Consider the following 19,451-nt stretch of genomic DNA (forward strand, 5'->3'; position numbering starts at 1 on the left):
GGTGCGTTACAAAAATAGTCTGCAGGTGCAGCAAATCAGCGCGCGGCGGTCATCGGCGCGGGCGTGCTCTGTTTGGCCCTGAGCCGGGCCTTGAGTTCGGCCATGACGCCGGCCGCCGCCTGTTCGCCCGCCAGCACGGCCAGGTTGCGGCCGTTGAAGTCGGCGCTGCCCATCGCGCCCAGCGCGGGCGTGATGACGACGTCGGCACTCTTCAGCTCGAACTGGTTCAGGCGCTGCCCCATGATGGTGAACGTCTGCATCAGCACGTCCATGGAACTGGCCGTGGCCTGGGCTTCCGTCGCGCTGGAGATATTCACGGCGATGATGAATTCGGCGCCCATCTCCTTCGCGAAGCGCACCGGCACGGGGGCGACGAGGCCGCCGTCCACATATGTGCGTCTGCCGATCACCACCGGCTGGAACACGCCCGGCACGGCGGACGACGCGCGCACGGCCATGCCGGTGTTGCCGCGACGGAACAGGATGGGCTGGCCCGTCTTGAGGTCCGTGGCGACTGCGCCGAACGGAATCTTGAGCTTTTCGATCGGGCGGTTGTGCACGGCCTTGTTCACATAGGCCTGCAGGGCCTCCCCTTTCAGCACGCCGGGCGCCTTGCTGAAGAACGGGATGGCCCAGTCGGAAATCGTCGTCTCGTCCATGTCGAGGGCGATCTTCTGCAGTTCGAAGCCGTTGTAGCCCGACGCATACAGCGCGCCGACGACGGAACCCGCGCTGGTGCCGACGACGATGTCGGGCACGATGCCCTGGGCCTCCAGGGCCTTGATCACGCCGATGTGCGCGAAGCCGCGCGCGGCGCCGCCGCCCAGGGCGAGCCCGATCCTTACGTGGCGCAGCGGGAGCGGCGCAGGTGCGGGCGCGGCGGCAACCGGCGCCGCGGGCTGGGTGGGTGCCGAGCCGCAGCCGGCCAGCACTGCCGCCGCAGCGAGCGTGGCGAGAATGGAACGTCGGGAGAGGGTCATCCGGGACAGGCGAATAAACGGGCAAAGATGGGATTGTAACCCGATCCTGGCGTTTATCGTGGGAAGCTGCATGACCAGCGCACTTGGGGCCCTGCCTACGCAGGGGCGACGGTCTTCAGGGGGCGAACAGAGAAAACGGAGAAAATCGGGCGCTAGGACAGTTTCGCCAACCGGCCGTAGTGGGATGCCAACCGACATCCTCGTTTTCCTCACCGGCTGACCCCATGCCAATCCTCTCAACGGCTCAGCCGGCTCACGGCCGGCGTCAGTACTGCTGAGGATTTTTCCGAGGTCAATATTCCAGGTGCCCGGCCACGATATAGTGGACGCCGGCATCGGAGTTGTAGGCAACCGGGCCTTCGATGCTCATCAGGACTTCCGACTGGTCGCGCTTATCGTCCGGGTCAGATGCGGGGGCTGTCACCGCCAGCGCGCGGCCAACTGCATCGGCCGGGGCCAGGGTGTCACTCGTCGTCATGCTCGTTTTCCTATGCGAAGAATGCCGCGGCGGCGGCCGCGCCAACGCGAGATGGTAGCCCCTTCGATTGTGCGTAGGCTTTAACGAGACGATCGTAGCCGCCCTTGGTTGCCCCGCACCGATTTGTCACGTGATTCAGCACGTCTTTGTAACTTGTCACTACAGTGAGCTTTCCGCTGTTTGCACCAAGGCTGTATGGATCGCATATCGGGCACCAAGGGTAAAGATCGGCATCGTTGTTGGCATAAGCTGTAAGGCGGCTCACTGGTCGTGTGCAACCGGCAGTACTGCACTTAGACGCGAAAGGCTTATTGTCGAGGCGAGCAATCAGCCTCTTCATGTCGAGCTGCAAGTTGCCAAGGGCGCCTGATGCCTTCTCGTCGAGAACCCATTTGACGTACGACGCCTTTTTAAGCACGACCTCTTGAGAGGTTTTGCCCGCACACTTCCCGAACGTTATCTGCACGGTAGCTTTCCATGATGTGAACGAATTAATTGGGCTCAGCCGAGATCAGCAGCTCTCGCAGCTCGGGCAAGGTCGCGTAGCTAAGGACGCCCACGTCCTCAAGAGCCTTGAGCCACCCATGTGCGAACTGAAACTGGAGTTCACGTTTCGAGGCGTCCGGTTCATTGCGTTTGGCGTCGAGCAATTCGCACCATCTGATGCGAAGCGGCCCAGGCGGAAGCAAGTCCTCCCGCGTCTCCGTTTGAGCGTGCATGTTCTTCTTCATGACGTTTTCATTACGAACCGTACTCAACCGCGCACGTCTCGCAGTATGCAGCTCCGGCCAAGCTAAACCCTGGGCAAGTACTGCACCTCTCGACCATTGAAGGGAGGATGTGCTTATCGAACACGTTTTGCTGCTTTGGGCTGAGTGGCTTCTGTGGTTCGGCAAGGAGTTGTCGCATGATCCCTGCTTCAGGTTCGTCAGCCATGTCCACAAGATTGCGCATTGCTTCTTGTTGCTGTTCGGGGCAAAGTTGCTTTGCAGCTTTCTCAAATTCGGCAGTATCTTTCATCATTTTTCCGATCAATCGTGGGCATGTTTCAAAGCATTCTGCACCCATGCCTCTGCTTCAGCGCTATCGATCGCGCCATCCTTCCGAGTGAACTCAACATCGAACGACCCTCCGACGTAGTCAGTTTGCTGCACGTTCCACCGTACACCTCGGATTGCATTCCATTGGCCGATAAGCGCCTGCAGCTCGCTAGCCGAGCCGTCAAACGACACCCCTTTAACTCGTTTCGTTGCCATGCTTTTTCCTTACTCAAAAATCGCTCGCAACCGAGCAAGTGCATCCTCGACCACGAATTCGGGTGCGGCTTCGATTTTCTTTGCCCCGCGAGCAGCCAAATCCATCGTCCGAATCATGTTCACCAGCGCTACACCTTGAGTCTCTGTACCCGATCCGCTAAGCGGCACCGCAAAACCCGCATAGCGAGCGAAATCGCCACCTTGAGTAATTGGGGCTACCAACGCCACCCCCATGAGATTGAACGCAGCCGGCGAAAGAACCAGGGCCGGACGAAAGTCGCCTTGCTGTTCTCGCCCGACAGTTGGGTTGAGACTCACGCGAACGATATCCCCACGGTTGAACGTTGTACGCCTCACCATACTTCGTGGCCTACCGGTTTGCTACTCTCCCAGGCCTCTGCATCCACAGGAGGCGCGGCTTTCAGATCACATTGCGCCATCAGGTCAGCGAGAGAATAGGTTTTACGAGCTGGCCGCAATACCAGCCCTTCCGGTTGCATGTCAGCGCTCAGCTTGTCTCCAAGCGCAACGCCTAGTTGACTCAACAAAGTTGACGGCAGTCGAACAGCCGCACTATTGCCCCATTTTTGAATCGCGAGTTCCATAGTTACACCTCCAATGTAGATACATTGTATCACCTAAATCCCATCCGACAAGAAAATTCTACAATGTAGATACGCTCTAGAGTACTGTTTCGAATATCTCTTCGAGCCTCTTTTGCGACACTTGTAGATACGGGCGAACGTGGTTCAGCTCGGCATGCCCGAGCAGCAGTTGGACTGTTTCTACGTCGGCGCCTTGCTGGATCAGCCTTGAGGCCATCGTACGTCGGCCGCTATGTGACGACCCGCCCCGTATGCCCGCGTCTCGATACAGTTTCGTGACGTGAGACTGCAGGCTATCGCACGCAAGGTACTCGACTGGTTCGCCGGCCCAGCTCACGCGCCGCTTGGTGTTCAGGTGGAACTTGTAGCCCTTGTGCGTCAAGATCAGCTGCTGGATGGTTCTAGACCTCGATAGCGGCCGGGATCGTCGGTAGTGCGGAGCCGCCGCGCTATCCGGCAGTCGATGTATCGATAAGCGCATCAATGGCCTTAGCATGGCTCAGGTAGATGCAACGCTGCCGGCATCCTTTCGTGATCGCTGCGCGCAGGCTTGTTTCTTCGCGGAGGGCACCCGACGGGAACAGCACGTCCTGCACCTCGATTTGCGCGATTTCGGTCACGCGCATTCCAGCCGTTAGGCCCAGCAGCAGGACAAGAATGTCGCGCTCCGGACGCCTACTGGTGGCCGCTGTAACGCGGAGAAGGTGACGGATTTGCCCCGGCTGGAGTGAAGCGGCTTGAGCCATTTGAACCTCTGAATAAGATGGATTGAGAACGGATTCAGAGGGAGATGCGCGAAGGCGTCTTTTTTGAGTGTAACACGCTGCCTGGCTCGGTCCTCGGCAAAGTGCCAGCGCCCGATTTTTTCCGTTTTCTCTGTTCGCCCCTTCAGGCTCGCGGCCTTAACACTGTCGTCCCCGCGCGGGTGGGGACCCAATTACTGCATGCGCGACCAATTACCCCGGCAGCGACGTATTCGGCAGCGTGGCCGTGAACACACTGCCGTTGCCCGGCACCGACCGGATGGCCAGCTTGCCGCCGTGGCGCAGCAGCACGTGCTTGACGATCGCCAGGCCCAGGCCCGTGCCCTGCGTCTCGCGCGAGCGGCTCTTGTCGACGCGGTAGAAGCGCTCGGTGAGGCGCGAGATGTGCTGCTCGTCGATGCCGATGCCGTTGTCGATCACTTCGAAGCGCAGGTCGTTCGGGCCGCGCAGCCAGCGCAATTCGATCTTCCCGCCCTGCGGCGTGTAGCGCACGGCGTTGCTGGCCAGGTTGCCGAACGCGCTGCGCAGCTCTTCCGTGCTGCCCATCACGTCCGGGCCGTCGACGGCGAAGCCGATCTCGTGGCGGCCGTTCGACAGCGCCCGCGCATCGACCGCCACCTGCTCGACGAGCGCCTTGACGTCGACCCGCTCGCGCTTCAACGGGTATTCGTCGGACTCCAGGCGCGACAAGGTCAGCATGTCTTCGATCAGGCGCTGCATGCGCTGGGCCTGTTCCGTCATCAGCGTCAGGTGCGCCGTGCGCGTCTTCTCGTCCAGGCCGGGGTCCGCGAGCGCGATCTCGAGGAAGCCGACGACCACCGTCAGCGGCGTGCGCAGCTCGTGCGACGCGTTGGCGATGAAGTCGCGGCGCATGGCTTCGATGCGCTCGGTCTCGGTGGCGTCGTGGGTGACGAGGATCTGGCGCCGGTTCTCGAACGGGATGATCTGCACGATCAGCTTGCGGCTGCGGATCGACAGCGTGAGCGGCTGTTCGTAGCGGCCCAGGATCAGGTAGTCGATGAATTCCGGGTGACGGATCAGGTTCGTCACGCGCCGGCCCTTGTCGTGTTCCAGGGTCAGGCCCAGGTGGCGTTCGGCCGCCGGGTTGCACCATTCGAGGAACAGGACGTCGTCCATGATCGCCACGCCTTCCGGCAGCAGGTGCATGGCCTGGCGGAAGCGCGCGAGCCATTCCGTCAGGTCGTCGCGATTGCGTTCGTCGTCGCGGCGCAGGCGATACAAGCGCGCGAAGACGTCCGTCCAGGCGCCCCACCCGTCCGGCAGCCTGGTGCTCTGCGGGTCGTTCAGCCATTCGCCCAGTTTGTGCAGGTAGGCCAGTTGGGAGACGAGCAAGCCCAGGGTGATGAGCAGCGCGAGCGCCAGCCCGGAGACGGGACCCAGCAGCCACCAGGCGACGCCGGCGACGGCGAGCATCAGGCCCAGGCGCAGCAGCGCCGGGACCCAGAACATGACGCGAGGATTCAAGCGGACGGCCTTTCTATTTTTCTTTCTCGGACAGCATGTAGCCTACGCTGCGCACGGTCTTGATCAGCTTTTCCGCCTCCTTCAGCGCCTTGCGCAGCCGCAGCACGTGGACGTCGACCGTGCGTTCCTCGACGGCGGCGGCATCGCCCCACACCTTGTCGAGCAGCTGGCTGCGCGAGAACACGCGCTCGCGGTGCGCCATCAGGAATTTCAGCAGCCGGTATTCGGCATTCCCCATATCGAGCTGGCGGCCGTCCAGCGTGACGGTGCAGCTGGCCGGATCGAGCATGACGGGGCCGGCCGTCAGCGGCGCCTCGGCCAGGTGCGGGCTCTTGCGGCGCAGCAGGGCTTTCGAGCGGGCCACCAGCTCGCGCGGCGAGAACGGCTTGGTGACGTAGTCGTCGGCGCCCGTGTTCAGGCCCGCGATCTTGTCCTCTTCCATGCTTTTCGCCGTCAGCATGATGACGGGGATGTCCTGGAAGTCGCGGTCGCCGCGCAGGCGCGACAACAGACGCAGGCCGCTCTGGTCCGGCAGCATCCAGTCCAGCAGCAGCAGGTCGGGCCTGCCGTGCACGATCGAATCCCAGGCCGACGCCACGTTGGCGGCCGTGCGGATCTCCCAGCCCGTTTCGCGCAGGGAGTAACTCACCAGTTCGACGATCGCCGGTTCATCCTCGACGATCAGGACGCTCGTGTTGGCCGCCATCGATCACCCTTCGCCGTTGGCGGCCGACGAGGCCACCGGTTTGCTATGGCGGATGTCGCGGCCCTCGACCACGTAGATCACGTATTCGGCGATGTTCTTGGCGTGGTCGCCGATGCGCTCGATGGCCTTGGCCACCCACAGCACGTCCAGCGCCGACGAGATCGTGCGCGGGTCTTCCATCATGAACGTGATGGTGCTGCGCAGGATCGTACGGAACTCGTGGTCGATCACGTCGTCCTGGGCGATGATCTGCACGGCGGCGCGGCCGTCCAGGCGCGCGAACGCGTCGAGGGCGTCGTGCAGCATGTCGGCCGTGGCGCGCGAGATCGTGCGCACCGTCTCATAATGGTTGAAGCTGACCATGCCGCGCTCGTGCAGGCTCTTGGCCGTGCGCGCGATCTTGGTGGCTTCGTCGCCGATGCGCTCGAGGTCGGTGATCACCTTGATCGTCGCCATCACCGTGCGCAAGTCGTTGGCGGCCGGCTGGCGGCGCACGATCAGGTGGCTGGAGGCATCGTCCAGCTGCACTTCGAGCTGGTTGACGGCGTGGTCGTCCGCAATGACCTTGTCGGCCTGTTCCGTATTACCCACGCGAAAAGCATTCAGCGCCTCGTCGAACTGCGTTTCCACCATGCCGCCCATCAGCAGCACCTTGGAACGGATCGCCTCCAGCTCCTGGTCGTACTGCTTGGAAGAGTGCTCGCCTACCATGTGTCCATCCTGTTCAATAGTGTAATCTTACCGCATCAACCGAAACGGCCGGTAATGTAGTCTTGCGTTTCCTTACGCACCGGGTTCAGGAATAATTGATCGGTCTCGCCGAACTCCACCAGTTCACCCAGGTACATATACGCCGTGAAATCGGAGCAGCGCGCGGCCTGCTGCATGTTGTGCGTGACGATGGCGATCGTGTAGTCGCCCTTGAGCTCACTGATCAGCTCTTCGATCTTCGACGTCGAGATCGGGTCCAGGGCCGACGTCGGCTCATCGAGCAGCAGCACGTCCGGCTTGACGGCGACGCCGCGCGCGATGCACAGGCGCTGCTGCTGGCCGCCGGACAGCGACAGGCCGCTCTTGTTCAGCTTATCCTTCGCTTCCGTCCACAGCGCGGCCTTCTTGAGCGCCCATTCCACGCGCTCGTCCATCTCGCCCTTGGACAGGTTTTCGTACAGGCGCACACCGAAGGCGATGTTGTCGTAGATCGACATCGGGAACGGCGTCGGCTTCTGGAACACCATGCCGATCTTCGCGCGCAGCATGTTCACGTCGACGCCGGGCTCCAGGATATTGCGGCCGCGGTAGAGAATCGATCCCTCGGCCCGCTGGCCCGGGTACAGATCGTACATGCGGTTCAGCGTGCGCAGCAGCGTCGACTTGCCGCAGCCCGACGGGCCGATGAACGCGGTGACCTGCTTGTCGTGCACGTCCAGGCTGACGTTCTTCAGGCTCTTCGTCTTGCCGTAATAAAAGTCCAGGCCGGAAATCTCGATCGTCTTGGTCTTGGGCTTGGACATGGTCGTCGTCGGAGTCGACAGGGTCTGGGTCATCATCGAAGTCATCATTACGGGTTCTTTTGGCGGAACGCGGTCCGCGACAGGATATTCAGGAGCAGCACGCTGAACGTGACGAGCAGCGCGGCGCCCCAGGCCAGGCTGCGCCAGTCTTCGTACGAGCTCATCGCGAACAGGTAGATCGCCACCGGCAGGTTGGCCATCGGCTGCTTCATGTCGAGGCTGAAGAACTGGTTGTTCAGCGCGGTGAACAGCAGCGGCGCCGTCTCGCCGGCGATGCGGGCCACGGCCAGCAGCACACCGGTCACGACACCGGCCTTGACGGCGCGCAGGCGTACCGTCATCGACACCTTCCAGCGCGGCGCGCCCAGCGCGAACGCGGCTTCCAGCAGGCTGTTCGGCACGAGGTGCAGCATATTGTCCGTCGTGCGCACGACGACGGGGATCGCGATCAGCGACAGCGCGATGGTGCCGGCATAGCCCGAGAAATGCTGGAAGCGCGCCACGCACAGGGCGTACACGAACAGGCCGATCACGATCGACGGCGCCGACAGCATGATGTCCGTGACGAAGCGCGTGACGGCGGCGAATTTGTTGTTCTGGCCGTACTCGGCCAGGTAGATGCCCGCCAGGATGCCGATCGGGGTCGAGATCGCGGTGGACAGGCCCACCATCATCAGGCTGCCGACGATGGCGTTGCGCACGCCGCCCGGGCTGCCGGGGGCCGGCGTGTCCATCGTGAACAGCGTGTGCGACAGTGCACCGAAGCCATTGATCAGCAGCGTGGCCAGGATCCACAGCAGGAAGCCTAGGCCGATGGCCATCGCCAGCACGGACAGCGCGATGCCGATGCGGTGCCCCAGCAGGCGGCGGCGGTAGACGGAATTGACGGCAGCATCCATTACTTCACCCCTTCTTGGCGGGCCATACCCACGAGCATCAGTTTTGCGGCCGACAGCACGATGAACGTGATGGCGAACAGGATCAGGCCCAGCGCGAACAGCGAGGACACGTGCAGCGGCGAGCTGGCTTCGGCGAATTCATTGGCCAGCGTCGAGGAAATCGAATTGCCCGGCGCGAACAGCGACAGGGCGATGTCGTTCGCGTTGCCGATGACGAACGTGACGGCCATCGTCTCGCCGAGCGCGCGACCCAGGCCCAGCATCACGCCGCCGACGACGCCCGCGCGGGTGTACGGCAGTACGATCTTGCGCACGACTTCCCATTTAGTGCAGCCGAGGCCGTATGCGGATTCCTTCAGCACGGCGGGGACGATCTCGAACACGTCGCGCATGACGGAGGCGATGAACGGGATGATCATGACGGCCAGGATCAGGCCGGCGGTCAGCAGGCCCAGGCCCATCGTCGGGCCCTGGAAGAACGGGCCGATGAACGGCAGCACGCCGAGCGTATGCTTGAGCAGCGGCTGGACGTAGTCGCCGAACAGGGGCGCGAACACGAACAGGCCCCACATGCCGTAGATGATCGACGGCACGCCGGCCAGCAGTTCGACGGCCATGCCCATCGGGCGGCGCAGCCAGACCGGGCAGATCTCGGTCAGGAACAGGGCGATGCCGAAGCTGATCGGGAACGCGACGAGCAGCGCGATGATGGACGTGACGAGGGTGCCCGTGATGGCGATCAGGGCACCGAATTTGTCGTTGACGGGGTCCCACTCGTTCGTCACGAGGAAGGATGCGCCGAATTCGCGGAACGCAGGCGCCGCGCCGATCGCCAGGGAAACGATGATGCCGACCAGGACCACCAGCACGCTCGCGGCGAACAGCAAGGTCACCTTGTGGAAGATGAAGTCCTGGATGCGCTGCACGCGCATGGTATTGCGCAGTGCGACGTTGCGGGCTTCGTCGTGCGACGCGGCATGGCCGGTCTCGTCGGCGGCGAGCGCGGGGTGTGCGTTCATGTTCTTGTCCAATTTATTACTCATAAAGCAACGCGTCGCTCCCACCCTCCCGACCGCTCGCCGGGAGGGTGGGAGCGACGCTACCCACGTTACGGGGTTTGCTCAATTACCAGATCGCCTTGCCCGAACCGTCTTTCAGGTTGGCCTTCCAGGCGGTTTCGACGAGCTTGGTAACCGCTTCCGGCATCGGCACATAGTCCAGCTCGGTCGCGGCGGCGGCGCCGTTCTTGAAGGCATAGTCGAAGAACTTGAGGACTTCCTTGCCCTTGGCGGCATCGGCCTGCTGCTTGTGCACGATGGCGTAGGTGGCGCCGGTGATCGGCCATGCGGCCTTGCCCGGCTGGTCGGTCAGGACGACGCCGAAGCCCGGTGCCTTGGCCCAGTCGGCGTTGGCGGCGGCGGCCTTGAAGGCGTCGTCGTCCGGTTGCAGGAAGTTGCCGTCGTGGTTCTTCAGCTGGGTGTGGGACAGCTTGTTCTTCTTCGAGTATGCCCACTCGACGTAGCCGATCGAGCCCTTGATGCGCTGGACGTTGGCGGCGACGCCGTCATTGCCCTTGCCGCCCACGCCGACGGCCCATTTCACGGCCGTGCCGGCGCCGATCCTCGACTTGAAGTCGGGGCTGGTCTGGGACAGGTAGTTGGTGAACAGGAACGACGTGCCCGAACCGTCGGCGCGGTGCACGACGGTGATGTCTTCGGCCGGCAGCTTGACGCCCGGGTTCAGGGCGGCGATGGCCTTGTCGTTCCACTTGGCGATCTTGCCCAGGTAGATGTCGGCGAGAACCGGACCGGTCAGCTTCAGCTGGCCCGGGGCGACGCCTTCCAGGTTGACGATGGCGACGACGCCGCCCATGATCGTCGGGAACTGCATCAAACCTGCTTCGTTCAGCTCTTCGACCGGGAGCGGCATGTCCGACGCGCCGAACTCGACGGTCTTGGCCTTGATCTGCTTGATGCCGGCGCCGGAGCCGATCGATTGGTAGTTCAGGCCGTTGCCGCTGGTCTTCTTGTACATCTCCGCCCACTTCGAATAGATCGGGTAGGCGAAGGTGGAACCAGCACCGGTGATGTCGGCGGCCAGCGTCGCGGTGCTCGCGAACGCGGTGGTGGTGCCGATGATGATGGTTGCCAGCAGTTGCTTCATGCGCATATCAAGGTCCTTTTGTTGAGGTAGTGACACGGTTGATGCTACGCAGTGTAGTGAGCAAATATGACGGCTTTATGACATGGTCATTTTGACCATATGACATCCACCATGCATGATGTGACAGTCCCCAAACACGTGTCACATGGTTGCCGGCGCGCCGTCATATTCGTGCCCGGACGGCCGAAAAAAAGCGCCTTGTAAATGCCTTGCCTTCTGCTACCTTGAAAGTATGTTTACCGGCATGGAGGATTTGTCCTACAAACTCAAAACGGCAAAACAGCGAAGGACCGGAGGGGGCGCTTAACGGCGTTTGGTGGTTATGTTATTCATTTCTGGAATGCTGACCGGTATCGTGGTTCTCGTGGTGTACGAGGTGATCGCGGAAGGCATCGGCAGTGCAAAAAAGTTGCATGATCGCTATCACGAATAGCATTGGAGACCGACGAGGCCTCATCAAAGAAAAAGCGGCGGGGCCCGGGGCGCCCGCCGCTTTTCTCTTGCACACCCGGCGTGTCAGCGCAGGAAGCGCGACAGCTGGCTCACCGAATTCAGGTCCAGGTGCATGAACTGGAACCCGGCCTTGAACTCGCCGCTGCTGAAAATACAATACATGACCTTGACGCGGGCATGCAGCGCGAAGGGATGGCCGTCGACCAGCAGGTCGAAGCCGACCTGCCCCGTCTGGCCCGTCTGCAGCGGGTGCGGCACCGCCATGCTGACGCCGTTGGCGCCGACGTCCGACGTGCGGCCCTGGACCGGCGCCTGGCCTTCCATCGCCAGTACCGCCCTCACCTTCAGGATCTTGCGTGCGGAATTCCTCTGATCTGTAACCACGATAGCCTGTGATGCTTTTGAAAACGAGGTGGGATTATAGGTGGAAACGGCAATCCGCGTATTGCCGCCGTCCAATTCCACCGCAGGCACAGGTCAATCCAGTTCGCGCAGCTTGCTGAAGGCTTCGTCGATGCGCTCGACGGCCACGATGTTCATCCCTTCGATCTTTTGCTTGGGCACATTGGCTTTCGGGATCACCGCGACGGAGAACCCGAGCTTCGCCGCCTCGCGCAGGCGCTCCTGGCCGCGCGGCGCGGGCCGGATCTCGCCGGCCAGGCCCACCTCGCCGAACACGACGAGGCCGCGCGGCAGCGGCTTGTTGCGCATCGATGAATTAATGGCAAGCAGCACGGCGAGGTCGGCCGCCGGCTCCGTGATCTTGACGCCGCCGACCGCATTGATGAACACGTCCTGGTCGAACGCCGCGATGCCCGCATGGCGGTGCAGCACGGCAAGCAGCATCGCCAGGCGGTTCTGCTCCAGGCCGACGGACAGCCGGCGCGCGTTCGGCAAGTGGCTGGCGTCCACGAGGGCCTGCACCTCGACGAGCAGCGGCCGCGTTCCCTCCTGCGTCACCATCACGCAGGAACCGGGCACCTGATTGTCGTGTTGCGAAAGGAATAACGCGGACGGATTCGACACGCCCTTGAGGCCTTTTTCCGTCATCGCGAACACGCCCAGCTCGTTGATGGCGCCGAAACGGTTCTTGATGGCGCGCACGAGGCGGAAGCTGGACTGCGTATCGCCCTCGAAATACAGCACCGTATCGACGATGTGCTCCAGCACGCGCGGGCCCGCCAGCGCGCCCTCCTTCGTCACGTGGCCGACGAGGATGATGGTGACGCCCGTCTGCTTGGCCACGCGCGTGAGCTGGGCCGCGCATTCGCGCACCTGCGAGACGGAACCGGGGGCGGACGTCAGCGCGTCCGAATACAGGGTCTGGATCGAGTCGATCACCGCGACGTCCGGCTTGAGGTCGGCGATCGTGCCGAGGATTTTCTCCAGCTGGATCTCGGCCTGCAGCTTGAGGTCCTTCGCCTCCACCTGCAGGCGGCGCGCGCGCAGGGCGATCTGGGCGCCGGATTCCTCGCCCGAGACGTACAGCGTGCTGCGCGCCTCGGCCAGGTTGGCCAGCGCCTGCAGCAGCAGGGTCGACTTGCCGATGCCGGGGTCGCCGCCGATCAGCACGACGCCGCCCGCGACGAGGCCGCCGCCCAGCACGCGGTCGAATTCGTCGATGCCGGTGCCGAAGCGCGGCACGTCGGTCGCGTCGATGTCCTTGAGCGACAGCACGGGGGCCGTCTGCGCCAGGCTCTTGTGGATGTGCGTCTGCGACATGCGGTTCAGGCCCTGCGACTCGACCTGTTCGGTCATCGTGTTCCAGGCCTTGCAGTCGGCGCACTGGCCGGTCCAGCGGCTGGCGACGCTGCCGCAGTCGCCGCAGACGAAACTGGTACGGGATTTAGCCATGATTCCTTGTTTTATAAGATGGGATCGCACCCGAGCGGCGCCTCGGCCACGCGCACGCGCGGCGCCAGGGCGCACATCAATTCATAGCCGATCGTGCCGGCGGCCTGGGCCACCTCGTCGACGGGCAGGCCGTCGCCCCAGAGCGTGACCTTGCTGCCCACGTGCGCGTTCGGGATCGGCGACAGGTCGACGGCCATCATGTCCATCGACACCCGGCCGACGAGCGTCGTGCGGACGCCGTCCACGAGCACGGGCGTGCCGTGCTCCGCGTGGCGCGGGTAGCCGTCCGCGTAGCCGCAGGCGACGACCCCCACCGGCATCGCCCGGTCGGCCTGGAAGCGGCTGCCGTAGCCCACGCTGTCGCCCGGCTCCAGGTGCTGCATGCCGATGATCTCCGACTTCAGGGTCATCGTCGGCAGCAGGCCGTAATCGCTGGCCGACCGCCCGCCCGGCGTGCCGCCGTACAGCATGATGCCGGGCCGCACCCAGTCGCTCTGGAGTTCCTGGACGAGTTCCGCCGTATGCAGCACGCCGCCGGAATTCGACAGGCTGCGCTCGCCGGCGAGGCCGTCCGCGCCGAGGCGGAAGCGCCGGACCTGTTCGGCGATCGACAGGCGCGGATGCTCCAGCTCGTCCGCGTTCGCGAAATGCGTCATCAACGTGATGTTGCGGATGCCGGGGACGGCACGCAGGCGCTGGTACGCCGCCGCGAACTCGTCCGGACGGAAGCCGAGGCGGTTCATGCCCGTATTCATCTTGAGGTGCACGTCGACGGGGCGGTACAGGCGGGTGTATTCGAGCATCCTGACCTGCTCGATGCAATGCACCGTGCTGTCGATCGCGTGCTCGGCCAGCAGCGGGATGTCGGACGTGTCGAAGATTCCCTCTAATAAAAGAATCGGCTTCGTCCAACCGAGCTCACGCAGGCGCAGGGCGTTTTCCGTTTCGATCAGCGCCAGGCCGTCGGCCGGCGCGAAGCCGCGCATGCCCCGTTCCAGGCCGTGTCCATAGGCGTTCGCCTTCACCACGGCCCAGATTTTCGCCTGCGGCGCGCAAGCGTGCGCACGGGCCAGATTATGCTGCATGGAGTCGAGGTGGATGGTGGCGTGCAGGGGGCGTGGCATGGCTTGCAGATGGGGGCGGTTGGCGGCGAACGAAAGGCATATTTTACCTGCGGCAGTGAAATGCCGTATTGTCGATTCCTTGGGCGAACGGTTCTTTCATGGTATAAAGCAACCCATCCAGTTTTTTGGCCTTTTCGAATGAATCGTGGTTTTTATACCATCATGGCGGCGCAGTTCTTTTCGTCGCTGGCAGACAACGCGCTGATATTTGTCGCGATCGGTCTGCTAACGGCGATGAAAGCCCCGGCGTCCCTGATCCCTCTGCTGAGGGAGTCGTTCGTCCTGTTCTACGTCCTGCTGGCCGCTTTCGTCGGTGCGTTCTCCGATTCGATGCCCAAAGGACGGGTGATGTTCATCGCCAATTTAATCAAAGTTTTCGGCTGCTGCCTGATCTTCTTCGGCGTGCATCCCCTCATTGCCTGCGCCGTCGTCGGCTTCGGCGCCGCCGTCTATTCGCCCGCCAAATACGGCATCCTGACCGAACTGCTGCCGCCGGAACGGCTCGTCGCCGCGAACGGCTGGATCGAGGGCTTGACCGTCATGTCCATCATCCTCGGCACCGTCATGGGTGGCGCTCTCGTCAGCGCCCACGGCGCCGCCTGGCTGATGACCCTGGACGTGCCGTACATCGAGACCGGCATCAACACCCAGACCAAGGTGCAGCTCGCCGTGCTGATCTTCGTGTACGCGCTCGCGGCCGGCTTCAACCTGCGCATTCCGGACACCGGGGCGCGCTACGAACACCAGGAACGCAACCCGGTCAAGCTCATCGCCGACTTCGCGGACTGCGCCTCCACGCTGTGGAAGGACAAGCTGGGCCAGATCTCGCTGGCCGTGACGACGCTGTTCTGGGGCTCCGGCGCCACCCTGCAATTCATCGTGCTGGAATGGGCCAAGCGCTCGCTGCACATGCCACTCGACAAAGCCACCATCCTGATCGGCATCGTCGCGATCGGCGTCGCCGTCGGCGCGGCGCTGGCGGCCAAGCTGATCCCGCTGAAGAAGTCGCTGACCGTCATCCCGCTGGGCATCATCATGGGCCTCGTCGTGATGGGCATGACCCTCGTGCATTCCCTGGCCATCGCCGTGCCCCTGCTGCTCCTCATCGGCCTGTTGTCCGGCTTCTTCGTCGTGCCGATGAACGCCCTGCTGCAGCACCGCGGCCACGTCCTGATGAGCGCCGGCCACTCGATCGCCGTGCAGAACTTCAACGAGAACCTCTCCATCCTCACCATGCTGGCGCTGTACGCCATCATGATCACGCTGAACCTCGACCTGAACGTCATCATCGTCTTGTTCGGCATGTCGCTGGCCAGCATCATGTGGCTGATCGGCCGCCGCCACGCCGCCAACCAGCGCGAGCACGATTCCCTCGCGCTGATCGGCGAGCACAAACATTAAACCGGGGTCAGAGCCCGAATTTGGGCAACTTCCTCGGAGCAAACACGGCAGTTACCCCTGACCGTTCTCTTAAATAATTTCTTAAAACCGGGCTCTGACCCCGGTTTGATGCCGCTCAGGGCCGCAGGCGGTTTCTGGCCCGTTCGCGCCAGTCGTCCGGGACGATGAAGCCGCGCTCGAATTCGACGATCGCGTCCGCGCGGTTGCCCGATTGCTCGTGCACGAGCGCCACGAGCACGGGCGCGTCCGACGCCAGGAAATGATCTGCCAGTTCCGCGGCCAGCTGGGCCTTGTCAAGCATCCACACGGCCGATTGCGCGCGGAACGGCGGCAGCCATTGCAGGCGCGGCAGGATCAGGAAGCGGTCGCCGGGCAAGGCGTCGAGTTCGGCCAGGGCGCACCAGAAACCGCGGCAGTGGCCCGCCGTGATCCCTTGCATGGCCTGATAGGTGCCGCGCGGGTAGAACAGCCAACCCTTCACGAGCGCGCGCGCGGCGACGACGGGCCGCGGCAGCACGTCCTGCGCGGCCGGGTGGCTGCCCAGCGCGAGCTGGCGGTCGAACACCTTGCGCATCTTGCGGCCCAGGCTGTCGGCCAGGTTCGGGCCGACGAAAGTGTCGAAGCCCGCCGCCGACTCATCCTGCAGCAGGTAGAACTTGGTGGCGAACTCGATGTGTTCGACGCCCTCGCCCGCGTCCAGCAAAAAGTCGAACTCGCCGACCGTATCGTTGCGGCTCGCCCGCACCTGCAGTCCGTGCGCGACGAGGCGCCCCTGGTGCGCGAAATAAAAGGCCATCAGCTTTTCCGCGTACAGGCCGAGGCGCGTGTAAAGCTTCGCGCCGAGCGCGGCGTCGAGCGGCGCCGGATCGGCGTCGAGTTCGACCAGCCAGCGTTCGGTATCCGGCGTCATCGAGCCCAGCGTCGCGACGCGGCCGTTCCAGTGCGGGTCGTGGATGTCGAGCAGGTCGGGGGCGTCCAGCAGCCAGGCCAGCGCCCGCACCCGCGCGCGCCGCAGATGGCCCCAGCGGCGCTCGAAATACGCCTGGTAGGTGTCAGTCGGATCGTGCACGGGCGTGCCTTGCCCTGCACAGGTCGGCCCAGGCCAGGGCCTTGTCGGCGCCGCGCCGCAGCAGCTCGCCCGGATGCAGCGTGGCCACCAGGTCGACGGCGCGTCCGCCGGCGTCGAATGTGTGGACGTCGCCGCGGCTACCGGCCAGCGGTTCCGGCAGCGGCCGGCCCAGCAGCGTGTTCGCGGCGATCTGGCCGAGCGTGAGCACGGTGCCGGCCCCCGTCAGCGCCACCTCGCGTTCGAGGTAGGGACGGCACGCGGCCGCCTCCTGCGGGGTGGGCGCGCGTTCGCCGCCGTTCGGCGTCGTGGGACGGCACTTGATCAGGTTCGTCACGTAGACGTCGCGCTCGCGTCCCATGCCGACGGCGGCCAGCATGTTGTCGAGCAGCTTGCCCGGATCGCCCGCCAGCGGCACGCGCGCCTTGTCGTCGGCGGCCGTCGTGGCGCCGGCCGCGACGAGCCAGCGCGCCTGTTTCGCGCCCGTGCCCGGCACCGGCGCGCGGCCTTCGCGGCAAGCGCTGCAGCGGCGGCAGGCGGCGATGGCGATGGCCAGCTGGTCCCAGTCCATGACCGCGATTTCTTCCGGCGTGGCGGCGCTCGGCAAGGACGCATCGTCCCAGGCCGAGTCGGCATCGACCGGCGCGAGCGCGGACACCGATTGCGCCACGGGCTGCAGCGGCGACGGGCCGGGCGCGCGCGGCTGCGCCGGCCCGACTGGCCGTGCCGGCGGCGCGACAGGTGCGGGCGCCACGGCGGCCGGCGCCGCGACCGGCGCCAGCGCGGACGCCGACTGCGCTACCGGCTGCAGCGGCGACGGTCCCCGCGCGGCGGCCGGCGGAGGCGTCCCAGCCTCCTCGACGGCATCCGCCACCGTGCGCAGCTGCCACAACGGCGTAAGGCCCATCTCGTTCAGGAAGATGGCGTCGCGTTCACTGACACCGTTCATAACATATACCTCATCACGATCGCATCCTCGCGCCGGCCTTCGTGCGCCGGGTAATAGCCTTTGCGCCGGCCGATCTCGGCATAGCCATAGCGCCGGTACACCTGCAGCGCGCGTGCGTTCGACGGCCGCACCTCGAGCAGGACCGACTCCATGCGCTCCGCGCGTGCGCGGGACGCGATGCGGTCCAGCAGGTAGCGCCCCACGCCGCGGCCGTGCAGCGGCGCTGCGACGGCCACGTCGAGCAGGTGCGCCTCGTCGACCGCATACATCAACAGGAAGTAACCGGCCAGCGCGCCTTCGGGCCCGCGCAGCACCCACGCGTCGTAGCCGCTCGCCAGCGAATCCATGAAATTCGCGTGGCTCCACGGATGCGGAAAGACGCTGCATTCGAGGGCATGCACCGCGTCGACGTCGCCCACGACCATCGGACGCAGTTCCAGGCGCGTGGCGTCGTTCATCGCTTGTCCGGCTCCGCCCCGGCCTTGGCCGCGTTGATGGCCTGGCGTTCGGCGCTCGTGTACGCGACCTTGTTGCGCAGGTAGAGCGGCTGCGCTTCGTCGGCCGGCACGGCGCGGCCCGCGGCCAGCGCGGCCACGCCCAGCAGCGCGAATTCGCGCGCGTGCGGCAGGATGTCGGCATGGGCGCCGGCGGCGAACGCCTGTCCCGCGAACGCGTCCGCATATGTGGCGAAGCCGTTGCCGCAGGCGGCGAGGCCGGCGACCGGTTCCGGCGCGACGGCGCCGGGCGCGCTCAGCGCGGGCGCGCGCACGACCTGCCATTCGCCGGCCCAGCGGTACTGCGCCCAATAGACCTCGCCCATGCGCGCATCCAGCACGGCAAGCACCTCCGTCGCGCCCGTGCGTGCGCGGCAGGCCTCGGCCATCGCTTCCAGGGTCACGAGCGGCAGCACGGGTTTCTTCGCGCCGAACGCGAGGCCCTGCACCACGCCGCACGCCGTGCGCACGCCCGTGAACGAACCGGGGCCGGCACCGAACGCGATGGCGTCGCAGTCGGACAGGGCGACGCCCGCTTCGCGCAACAGGTCTTGCACCATCGGCAGGACGGATTGCGAGTGCGTGCGCACGCCGGACGATTCACGGGTCAATACGGGAGCGTCCGCGCCGGCCGCGCTGTTCAACAAGGCGCAGGACGCCAGCTCGGACGAGGTTTCGATGGCGAGGATGATAGGCATGGCGTATTGTAACCCGGCGGCCCGGCCGGCCAAAAGCGCGGAACCGTTGTAAAATCCCGCCCATGTCCAGCCTCACCCTCGAGCCCGATACCCGCGACCAGGTCGCCGCCGCCGTCCACGGCGACGGTTGGATCGTCGCCTGCCTGTGCGCCGCCTGGTGCGGCACCTGCTCGTCCTACCGCGCCGCGTTCGACTGCCTGGCCACGCGCCATCCGGACAAGACCTTCGTCTGGATCGACGTCGAAGACCGGGCCGACGTCGTCGGCGATCTCGACGTCGACAACTTCCCGACCCTGCTCATGCAGCGCGGCGACGCCGTCGCGTTCTTCGGCACGATGCTGCCGGATGCGGGCGTGGCCGACCGCCTGATCCACGCGCAGGCCGCGCTCAGCGCCGATGAATTATCGCGCCAGGCCGTGTCGACGCCGGAACGGCAGGCGTGGCAGCGCGAATGCAATCTGCGCACGTTGATGGCCGCCGCCAACTAGGAAACACGTGGGGTGGGCACGCCGTGCCCACGCGTGACGCCGACATGCCACAAACGTCCGCGCGGGCACATGGC

General features: G+C 64.7%; 25 protein-coding genes. 2 read left to right on the plus strand and 23 right to left on the minus strand.

Annotated elements, in window-relative coordinates:
- Positions 1-35 precede the first annotated feature (35 nt).
- The 19 genes from U9J41_RS23505 to alr form a co-directional block, all read right to left on the minus strand.
- On the minus strand, positions 36-980 hold the full coding sequence (locus U9J41_RS23505; protein WP_322404568.1) for a patatin-like phospholipase family protein: 945 nt from the start codon (positions 978-980) through the stop codon (positions 36-38).
- Positions 981-1,272: 292 nt separating this feature from the next.
- Positions 1,273-1,458 carry a hypothetical protein gene (locus U9J41_RS23510; RefSeq protein ID WP_322404569.1) on the minus strand — a complete coding sequence of 62 codons (186 nt, stop codon included), beginning with the start codon at positions 1,456-1,458 and terminating at the stop codon, positions 1,273-1,275.
- A gap of 491 nt (positions 1,459-1,949) precedes the next feature.
- Positions 1,950-2,189 carry a hypothetical protein gene (locus U9J41_RS23515; protein ID WP_322404570.1) on the minus strand — a complete coding sequence of 80 codons (240 nt, stop codon included), beginning with the start codon at positions 2,187-2,189 and terminating at the stop codon, positions 1,950-1,952.
- Positions 2,190-2,199: 10 nt separating this feature from the next.
- Complete coding sequence (locus U9J41_RS23520) at positions 2,200-2,478, minus strand: hypothetical protein (protein ID WP_322404571.1); 279 nt, start codon at positions 2,476-2,478, stop codon at positions 2,200-2,202.
- A gap of 11 nt (positions 2,479-2,489) precedes the next feature.
- Positions 2,490-2,714, minus strand: a complete 225-nt coding sequence (locus tag U9J41_RS23525; RefSeq protein WP_322404572.1) for a hypothetical protein — start codon at positions 2,712-2,714, stop codon at positions 2,490-2,492.
- Positions 2,715-2,723: 9 nt separating this feature from the next.
- Complete coding sequence (locus tag U9J41_RS23530; RefSeq protein WP_322404573.1) at positions 2,724-3,074, minus strand: type II toxin-antitoxin system ChpB family toxin; 351 nt, start codon at positions 3,072-3,074, stop codon at positions 2,724-2,726.
- Positions 3,068-3,319, minus strand: a complete 252-nt coding sequence (locus U9J41_RS23535) for an AbrB/MazE/SpoVT family DNA-binding domain-containing protein (protein ID WP_322404574.1) — start codon at positions 3,317-3,319, stop codon at positions 3,068-3,070. The genes U9J41_RS23530 and U9J41_RS23535 overlap by 7 nt, the downstream gene beginning before the upstream one ends.
- Before the next feature lie 76 nt (positions 3,320-3,395).
- Entirely contained in the window at positions 3,396-3,815 is a 420-nt protein-coding gene (locus U9J41_RS23540) for a tyrosine-type recombinase/integrase (RefSeq protein WP_322404575.1), read from the minus strand.
- Positions 3,769-4,065 (minus strand): site-specific integrase, encoded by a 297-nt coding sequence (locus U9J41_RS23545; RefSeq protein ID WP_322404576.1) that lies wholly within the window; start codon positions 4,063-4,065, stop codon positions 3,769-3,771. The genes U9J41_RS23540 and U9J41_RS23545 overlap by 47 nt, the downstream gene beginning before the upstream one ends.
- Before the next feature lie 210 nt (positions 4,066-4,275).
- The gene (gene phoR / locus U9J41_RS23550; protein WP_322404577.1) at positions 4,276-5,568 is read right to left on the minus strand and encodes a phosphate regulon sensor histidine kinase PhoR; all 1,293 of its coding nucleotides are present in this window, start codon (positions 5,566-5,568) and stop codon (positions 4,276-4,278) included.
- Positions 5,569-5,581: 13 nt separating this feature from the next.
- Positions 5,582-6,274 carry a response regulator gene (locus U9J41_RS23555; RefSeq protein WP_322404578.1) on the minus strand — a complete coding sequence of 231 codons (693 nt, stop codon included), beginning with the start codon at positions 6,272-6,274 and terminating at the stop codon, positions 5,582-5,584.
- Between the two features lie 3 nt (positions 6,275-6,277).
- Complete coding sequence (gene phoU / locus U9J41_RS23560) at positions 6,278-6,985, minus strand: phosphate signaling complex protein PhoU (RefSeq protein WP_322404579.1); 708 nt, start codon at positions 6,983-6,985, stop codon at positions 6,278-6,280.
- Between the two features lie 35 nt (positions 6,986-7,020).
- Positions 7,021-7,788, minus strand: coding sequence for a phosphate ABC transporter ATP-binding protein PstB (gene pstB / locus U9J41_RS23565; protein ID WP_425261015.1), 768 nt, complete (start codon positions 7,786-7,788; stop codon positions 7,021-7,023).
- Between the two features lie 47 nt (positions 7,789-7,835).
- Complete coding sequence (gene pstA, locus U9J41_RS23570; protein ID WP_322404580.1) at positions 7,836-8,687, minus strand: phosphate ABC transporter permease PstA; 852 nt, start codon at positions 8,685-8,687, stop codon at positions 7,836-7,838.
- The gene (pstC, locus tag U9J41_RS23575; protein ID WP_425260997.1) at positions 8,687-9,706 is read right to left on the minus strand and encodes a phosphate ABC transporter permease subunit PstC; all 1,020 of its coding nucleotides are present in this window, start codon (positions 9,704-9,706) and stop codon (positions 8,687-8,689) included. Before pstC ends, pstA begins: the two co-directional genes overlap by 1 nt.
- A 106-nt stretch (positions 9,707-9,812) precedes the next feature.
- Positions 9,813-10,850: a phosphate ABC transporter substrate-binding protein PstS gene (gene pstS, locus U9J41_RS23580; protein WP_425260999.1), complete on the minus strand. Its 1,038-nt coding sequence runs from the start codon at positions 10,848-10,850 to the stop codon at positions 9,813-9,815.
- Positions 10,851-11,366: 516 nt separating this feature from the next.
- Positions 11,367-11,687, minus strand: coding sequence for a PilZ domain-containing protein (locus tag U9J41_RS23585; protein ID WP_322404582.1), 321 nt, complete (start codon positions 11,685-11,687; stop codon positions 11,367-11,369).
- Positions 11,688-11,780: 93 nt separating this feature from the next.
- Positions 11,781-13,157, minus strand: coding sequence for a DNA repair protein RadA (gene radA, locus U9J41_RS23590; RefSeq protein WP_322404583.1), 1,377 nt, complete (start codon positions 13,155-13,157; stop codon positions 11,781-11,783).
- Between the two features lie 11 nt (positions 13,158-13,168).
- Positions 13,169-14,281 carry an alanine racemase gene (gene alr / locus U9J41_RS23595; RefSeq protein WP_322404584.1) on the minus strand — a complete coding sequence of 371 codons (1,113 nt, stop codon included), beginning with the start codon at positions 14,279-14,281 and terminating at the stop codon, positions 13,169-13,171.
- Positions 14,282-14,419: 138 nt separating this feature from the next.
- Between alr and lplT the strand changes: the two genes are divergently transcribed.
- A complete protein-coding gene (gene lplT / locus U9J41_RS23600) occupies positions 14,420-15,682 on the plus strand; it encodes a lysophospholipid transporter LplT (RefSeq protein ID WP_322404585.1) in 1,263 nt (420 codons plus the stop codon).
- Between the two features lie 115 nt (positions 15,683-15,797).
- On the opposite strand, the gene U9J41_RS23605 is transcribed toward lplT, so the two are convergent.
- From U9J41_RS23605 to tsaB, 4 genes are read right to left on the minus strand one after another with little or no spacing between them, the layout of a single operon-like run.
- Positions 15,798-16,751 carry a DUF1853 family protein gene (locus U9J41_RS23605; protein WP_322404586.1) on the minus strand — a complete coding sequence of 318 codons (954 nt, stop codon included), beginning with the start codon at positions 16,749-16,751 and terminating at the stop codon, positions 15,798-15,800.
- Entirely contained in the window at positions 16,735-17,697 is a 963-nt protein-coding gene (locus tag U9J41_RS23610) for a uracil-DNA glycosylase (protein ID WP_322404587.1), read from the minus strand. Before U9J41_RS23610 ends, U9J41_RS23605 begins: the two co-directional genes overlap by 17 nt.
- On the minus strand, positions 17,694-18,155 hold the full coding sequence (gene rimI / locus U9J41_RS23615) for a ribosomal protein S18-alanine N-acetyltransferase (RefSeq protein ID WP_322404588.1): 462 nt from the start codon (positions 18,153-18,155) through the stop codon (positions 17,694-17,696). The genes U9J41_RS23610 and rimI overlap by 4 nt, the downstream gene beginning before the upstream one ends.
- Positions 18,152-18,889, minus strand: coding sequence for a tRNA (adenosine(37)-N6)-threonylcarbamoyltransferase complex dimerization subunit type 1 TsaB (tsaB, locus tag U9J41_RS23620; protein WP_322404589.1), 738 nt, complete (start codon positions 18,887-18,889; stop codon positions 18,152-18,154). The genes rimI and tsaB overlap by 4 nt, the downstream gene beginning before the upstream one ends.
- Before the next feature lie 62 nt (positions 18,890-18,951).
- Between tsaB and U9J41_RS23625 the strand changes: the two genes are divergently transcribed.
- Positions 18,952-19,377: a thioredoxin family protein gene (locus U9J41_RS23625; RefSeq protein ID WP_322404590.1), complete on the plus strand. Its 426-nt coding sequence runs from the start codon at positions 18,952-18,954 to the stop codon at positions 19,375-19,377.
- Positions 19,378-19,451 lie beyond the last annotated feature (74 nt).

Origin of the sequence: Massilia luteola (assembly GCF_034420155.1) — a bacterium.
GTDB classification, from domain to species: Bacteria; Pseudomonadota; Gammaproteobacteria; order Burkholderiales; family Burkholderiaceae_D; genus Telluria; species Telluria luteola.

What these genes read in the sequence shown, in the direction of transcription:
- U9J41_RS23505 (WP_322404568.1), bottom strand. Translation starts at nt 980, where the DNA reads ATGACCCTCTCCCGACGTTCCATTCTCGCCACGCTCGCTGCGGCGGCA.
- U9J41_RS23510 (WP_322404569.1), bottom strand. Translation starts at nt 1,458, where the DNA reads ATGACGACGAGTGACACCCTGGCCCCGGCCGATGCAGTTGGCCGCGCG.
- U9J41_RS23515 (WP_322404570.1), bottom strand. Translation starts at nt 2,189, where the DNA reads ATGAAGAAGAACATGCACGCTCAAACGGAGACGCGGGAGGACTTGCTT.
- U9J41_RS23520 (WP_322404571.1), bottom strand. Translation starts at nt 2,478, where the DNA reads ATGAAAGATACTGCCGAATTTGAGAAAGCTGCAAAGCAACTTTGCCCC.
- U9J41_RS23525 (WP_322404572.1), bottom strand. Translation starts at nt 2,714, where the DNA reads ATGGCAACGAAACGAGTTAAAGGGGTGTCGTTTGACGGCTCGGCTAGC.
- U9J41_RS23530 (WP_322404573.1), bottom strand. Translation starts at nt 3,074, where the DNA reads ATGGTGAGGCGTACAACGTTCAACCGTGGGGATATCGTTCGCGTGAGT.
- U9J41_RS23535 (WP_322404574.1), bottom strand. Translation starts at nt 3,319, where the DNA reads ATGGAACTCGCGATTCAAAAATGGGGCAATAGTGCGGCTGTTCGACTG.
- U9J41_RS23540 (WP_322404575.1), bottom strand. Translation starts at nt 3,815, where the DNA reads ATGCTAAGGCCATTGATGCGCTTATCGATACATCGACTGCCGGATAGC.
- U9J41_RS23545 (WP_322404576.1), bottom strand. Translation starts at nt 4,065, where the DNA reads ATGGCTCAAGCCGCTTCACTCCAGCCGGGGCAAATCCGTCACCTTCTC.
- U9J41_RS23555 (WP_322404578.1), bottom strand. Translation starts at nt 6,274, where the DNA reads ATGGCGGCCAACACGAGCGTCCTGATCGTCGAGGATGAACCGGCGATC.
- phoU (WP_322404579.1), bottom strand. Translation starts at nt 6,985, where the DNA reads ATGGTAGGCGAGCACTCTTCCAAGCAGTACGACCAGGAGCTGGAGGCG.
- pstB (WP_425261015.1), bottom strand. Translation starts at nt 7,788, where the DNA reads ATGTCCAAGCCCAAGACCAAGACGATCGAGATTTCCGGCCTGGACTTT.
- pstA (WP_322404580.1), bottom strand. Translation starts at nt 8,687, where the DNA reads ATGGATGCTGCCGTCAATTCCGTCTACCGCCGCCGCCTGCTGGGGCAC.
- pstC (WP_425260997.1), bottom strand. Translation starts at nt 9,706, where the DNA reads ATGAACGCACACCCCGCGCTCGCCGCCGACGAGACCGGCCATGCCGCG.
- pstS (WP_425260999.1), bottom strand. Translation starts at nt 10,850, where the DNA reads ATGAAGCAACTGCTGGCAACCATCATCATCGGCACCACCACCGCGTTC.
- radA (WP_322404583.1), bottom strand. Translation starts at nt 13,157, where the DNA reads ATGGCTAAATCCCGTACCAGTTTCGTCTGCGGCGACTGCGGCAGCGTC.
- alr (WP_322404584.1), bottom strand. Translation starts at nt 14,281, where the DNA reads ATGCCACGCCCCCTGCACGCCACCATCCACCTCGACTCCATGCAGCAT.
- lplT (WP_322404585.1), top strand. Translation starts at nt 14,420, where the DNA reads ATGAATCGTGGTTTTTATACCATCATGGCGGCGCAGTTCTTTTCGTCG.
- U9J41_RS23610 (WP_322404587.1), bottom strand. Translation starts at nt 17,697, where the DNA reads ATGAACGGTGTCAGTGAACGCGACGCCATCTTCCTGAACGAGATGGGC.
- rimI (WP_322404588.1), bottom strand. Translation starts at nt 18,155, where the DNA reads ATGAACGACGCCACGCGCCTGGAACTGCGTCCGATGGTCGTGGGCGAC.
- tsaB (WP_322404589.1), bottom strand. Translation starts at nt 18,889, where the DNA reads ATGCCTATCATCCTCGCCATCGAAACCTCGTCCGAGCTGGCGTCCTGC.
- U9J41_RS23625 (WP_322404590.1), top strand. Translation starts at nt 18,952, where the DNA reads ATGTCCAGCCTCACCCTCGAGCCCGATACCCGCGACCAGGTCGCCGCC.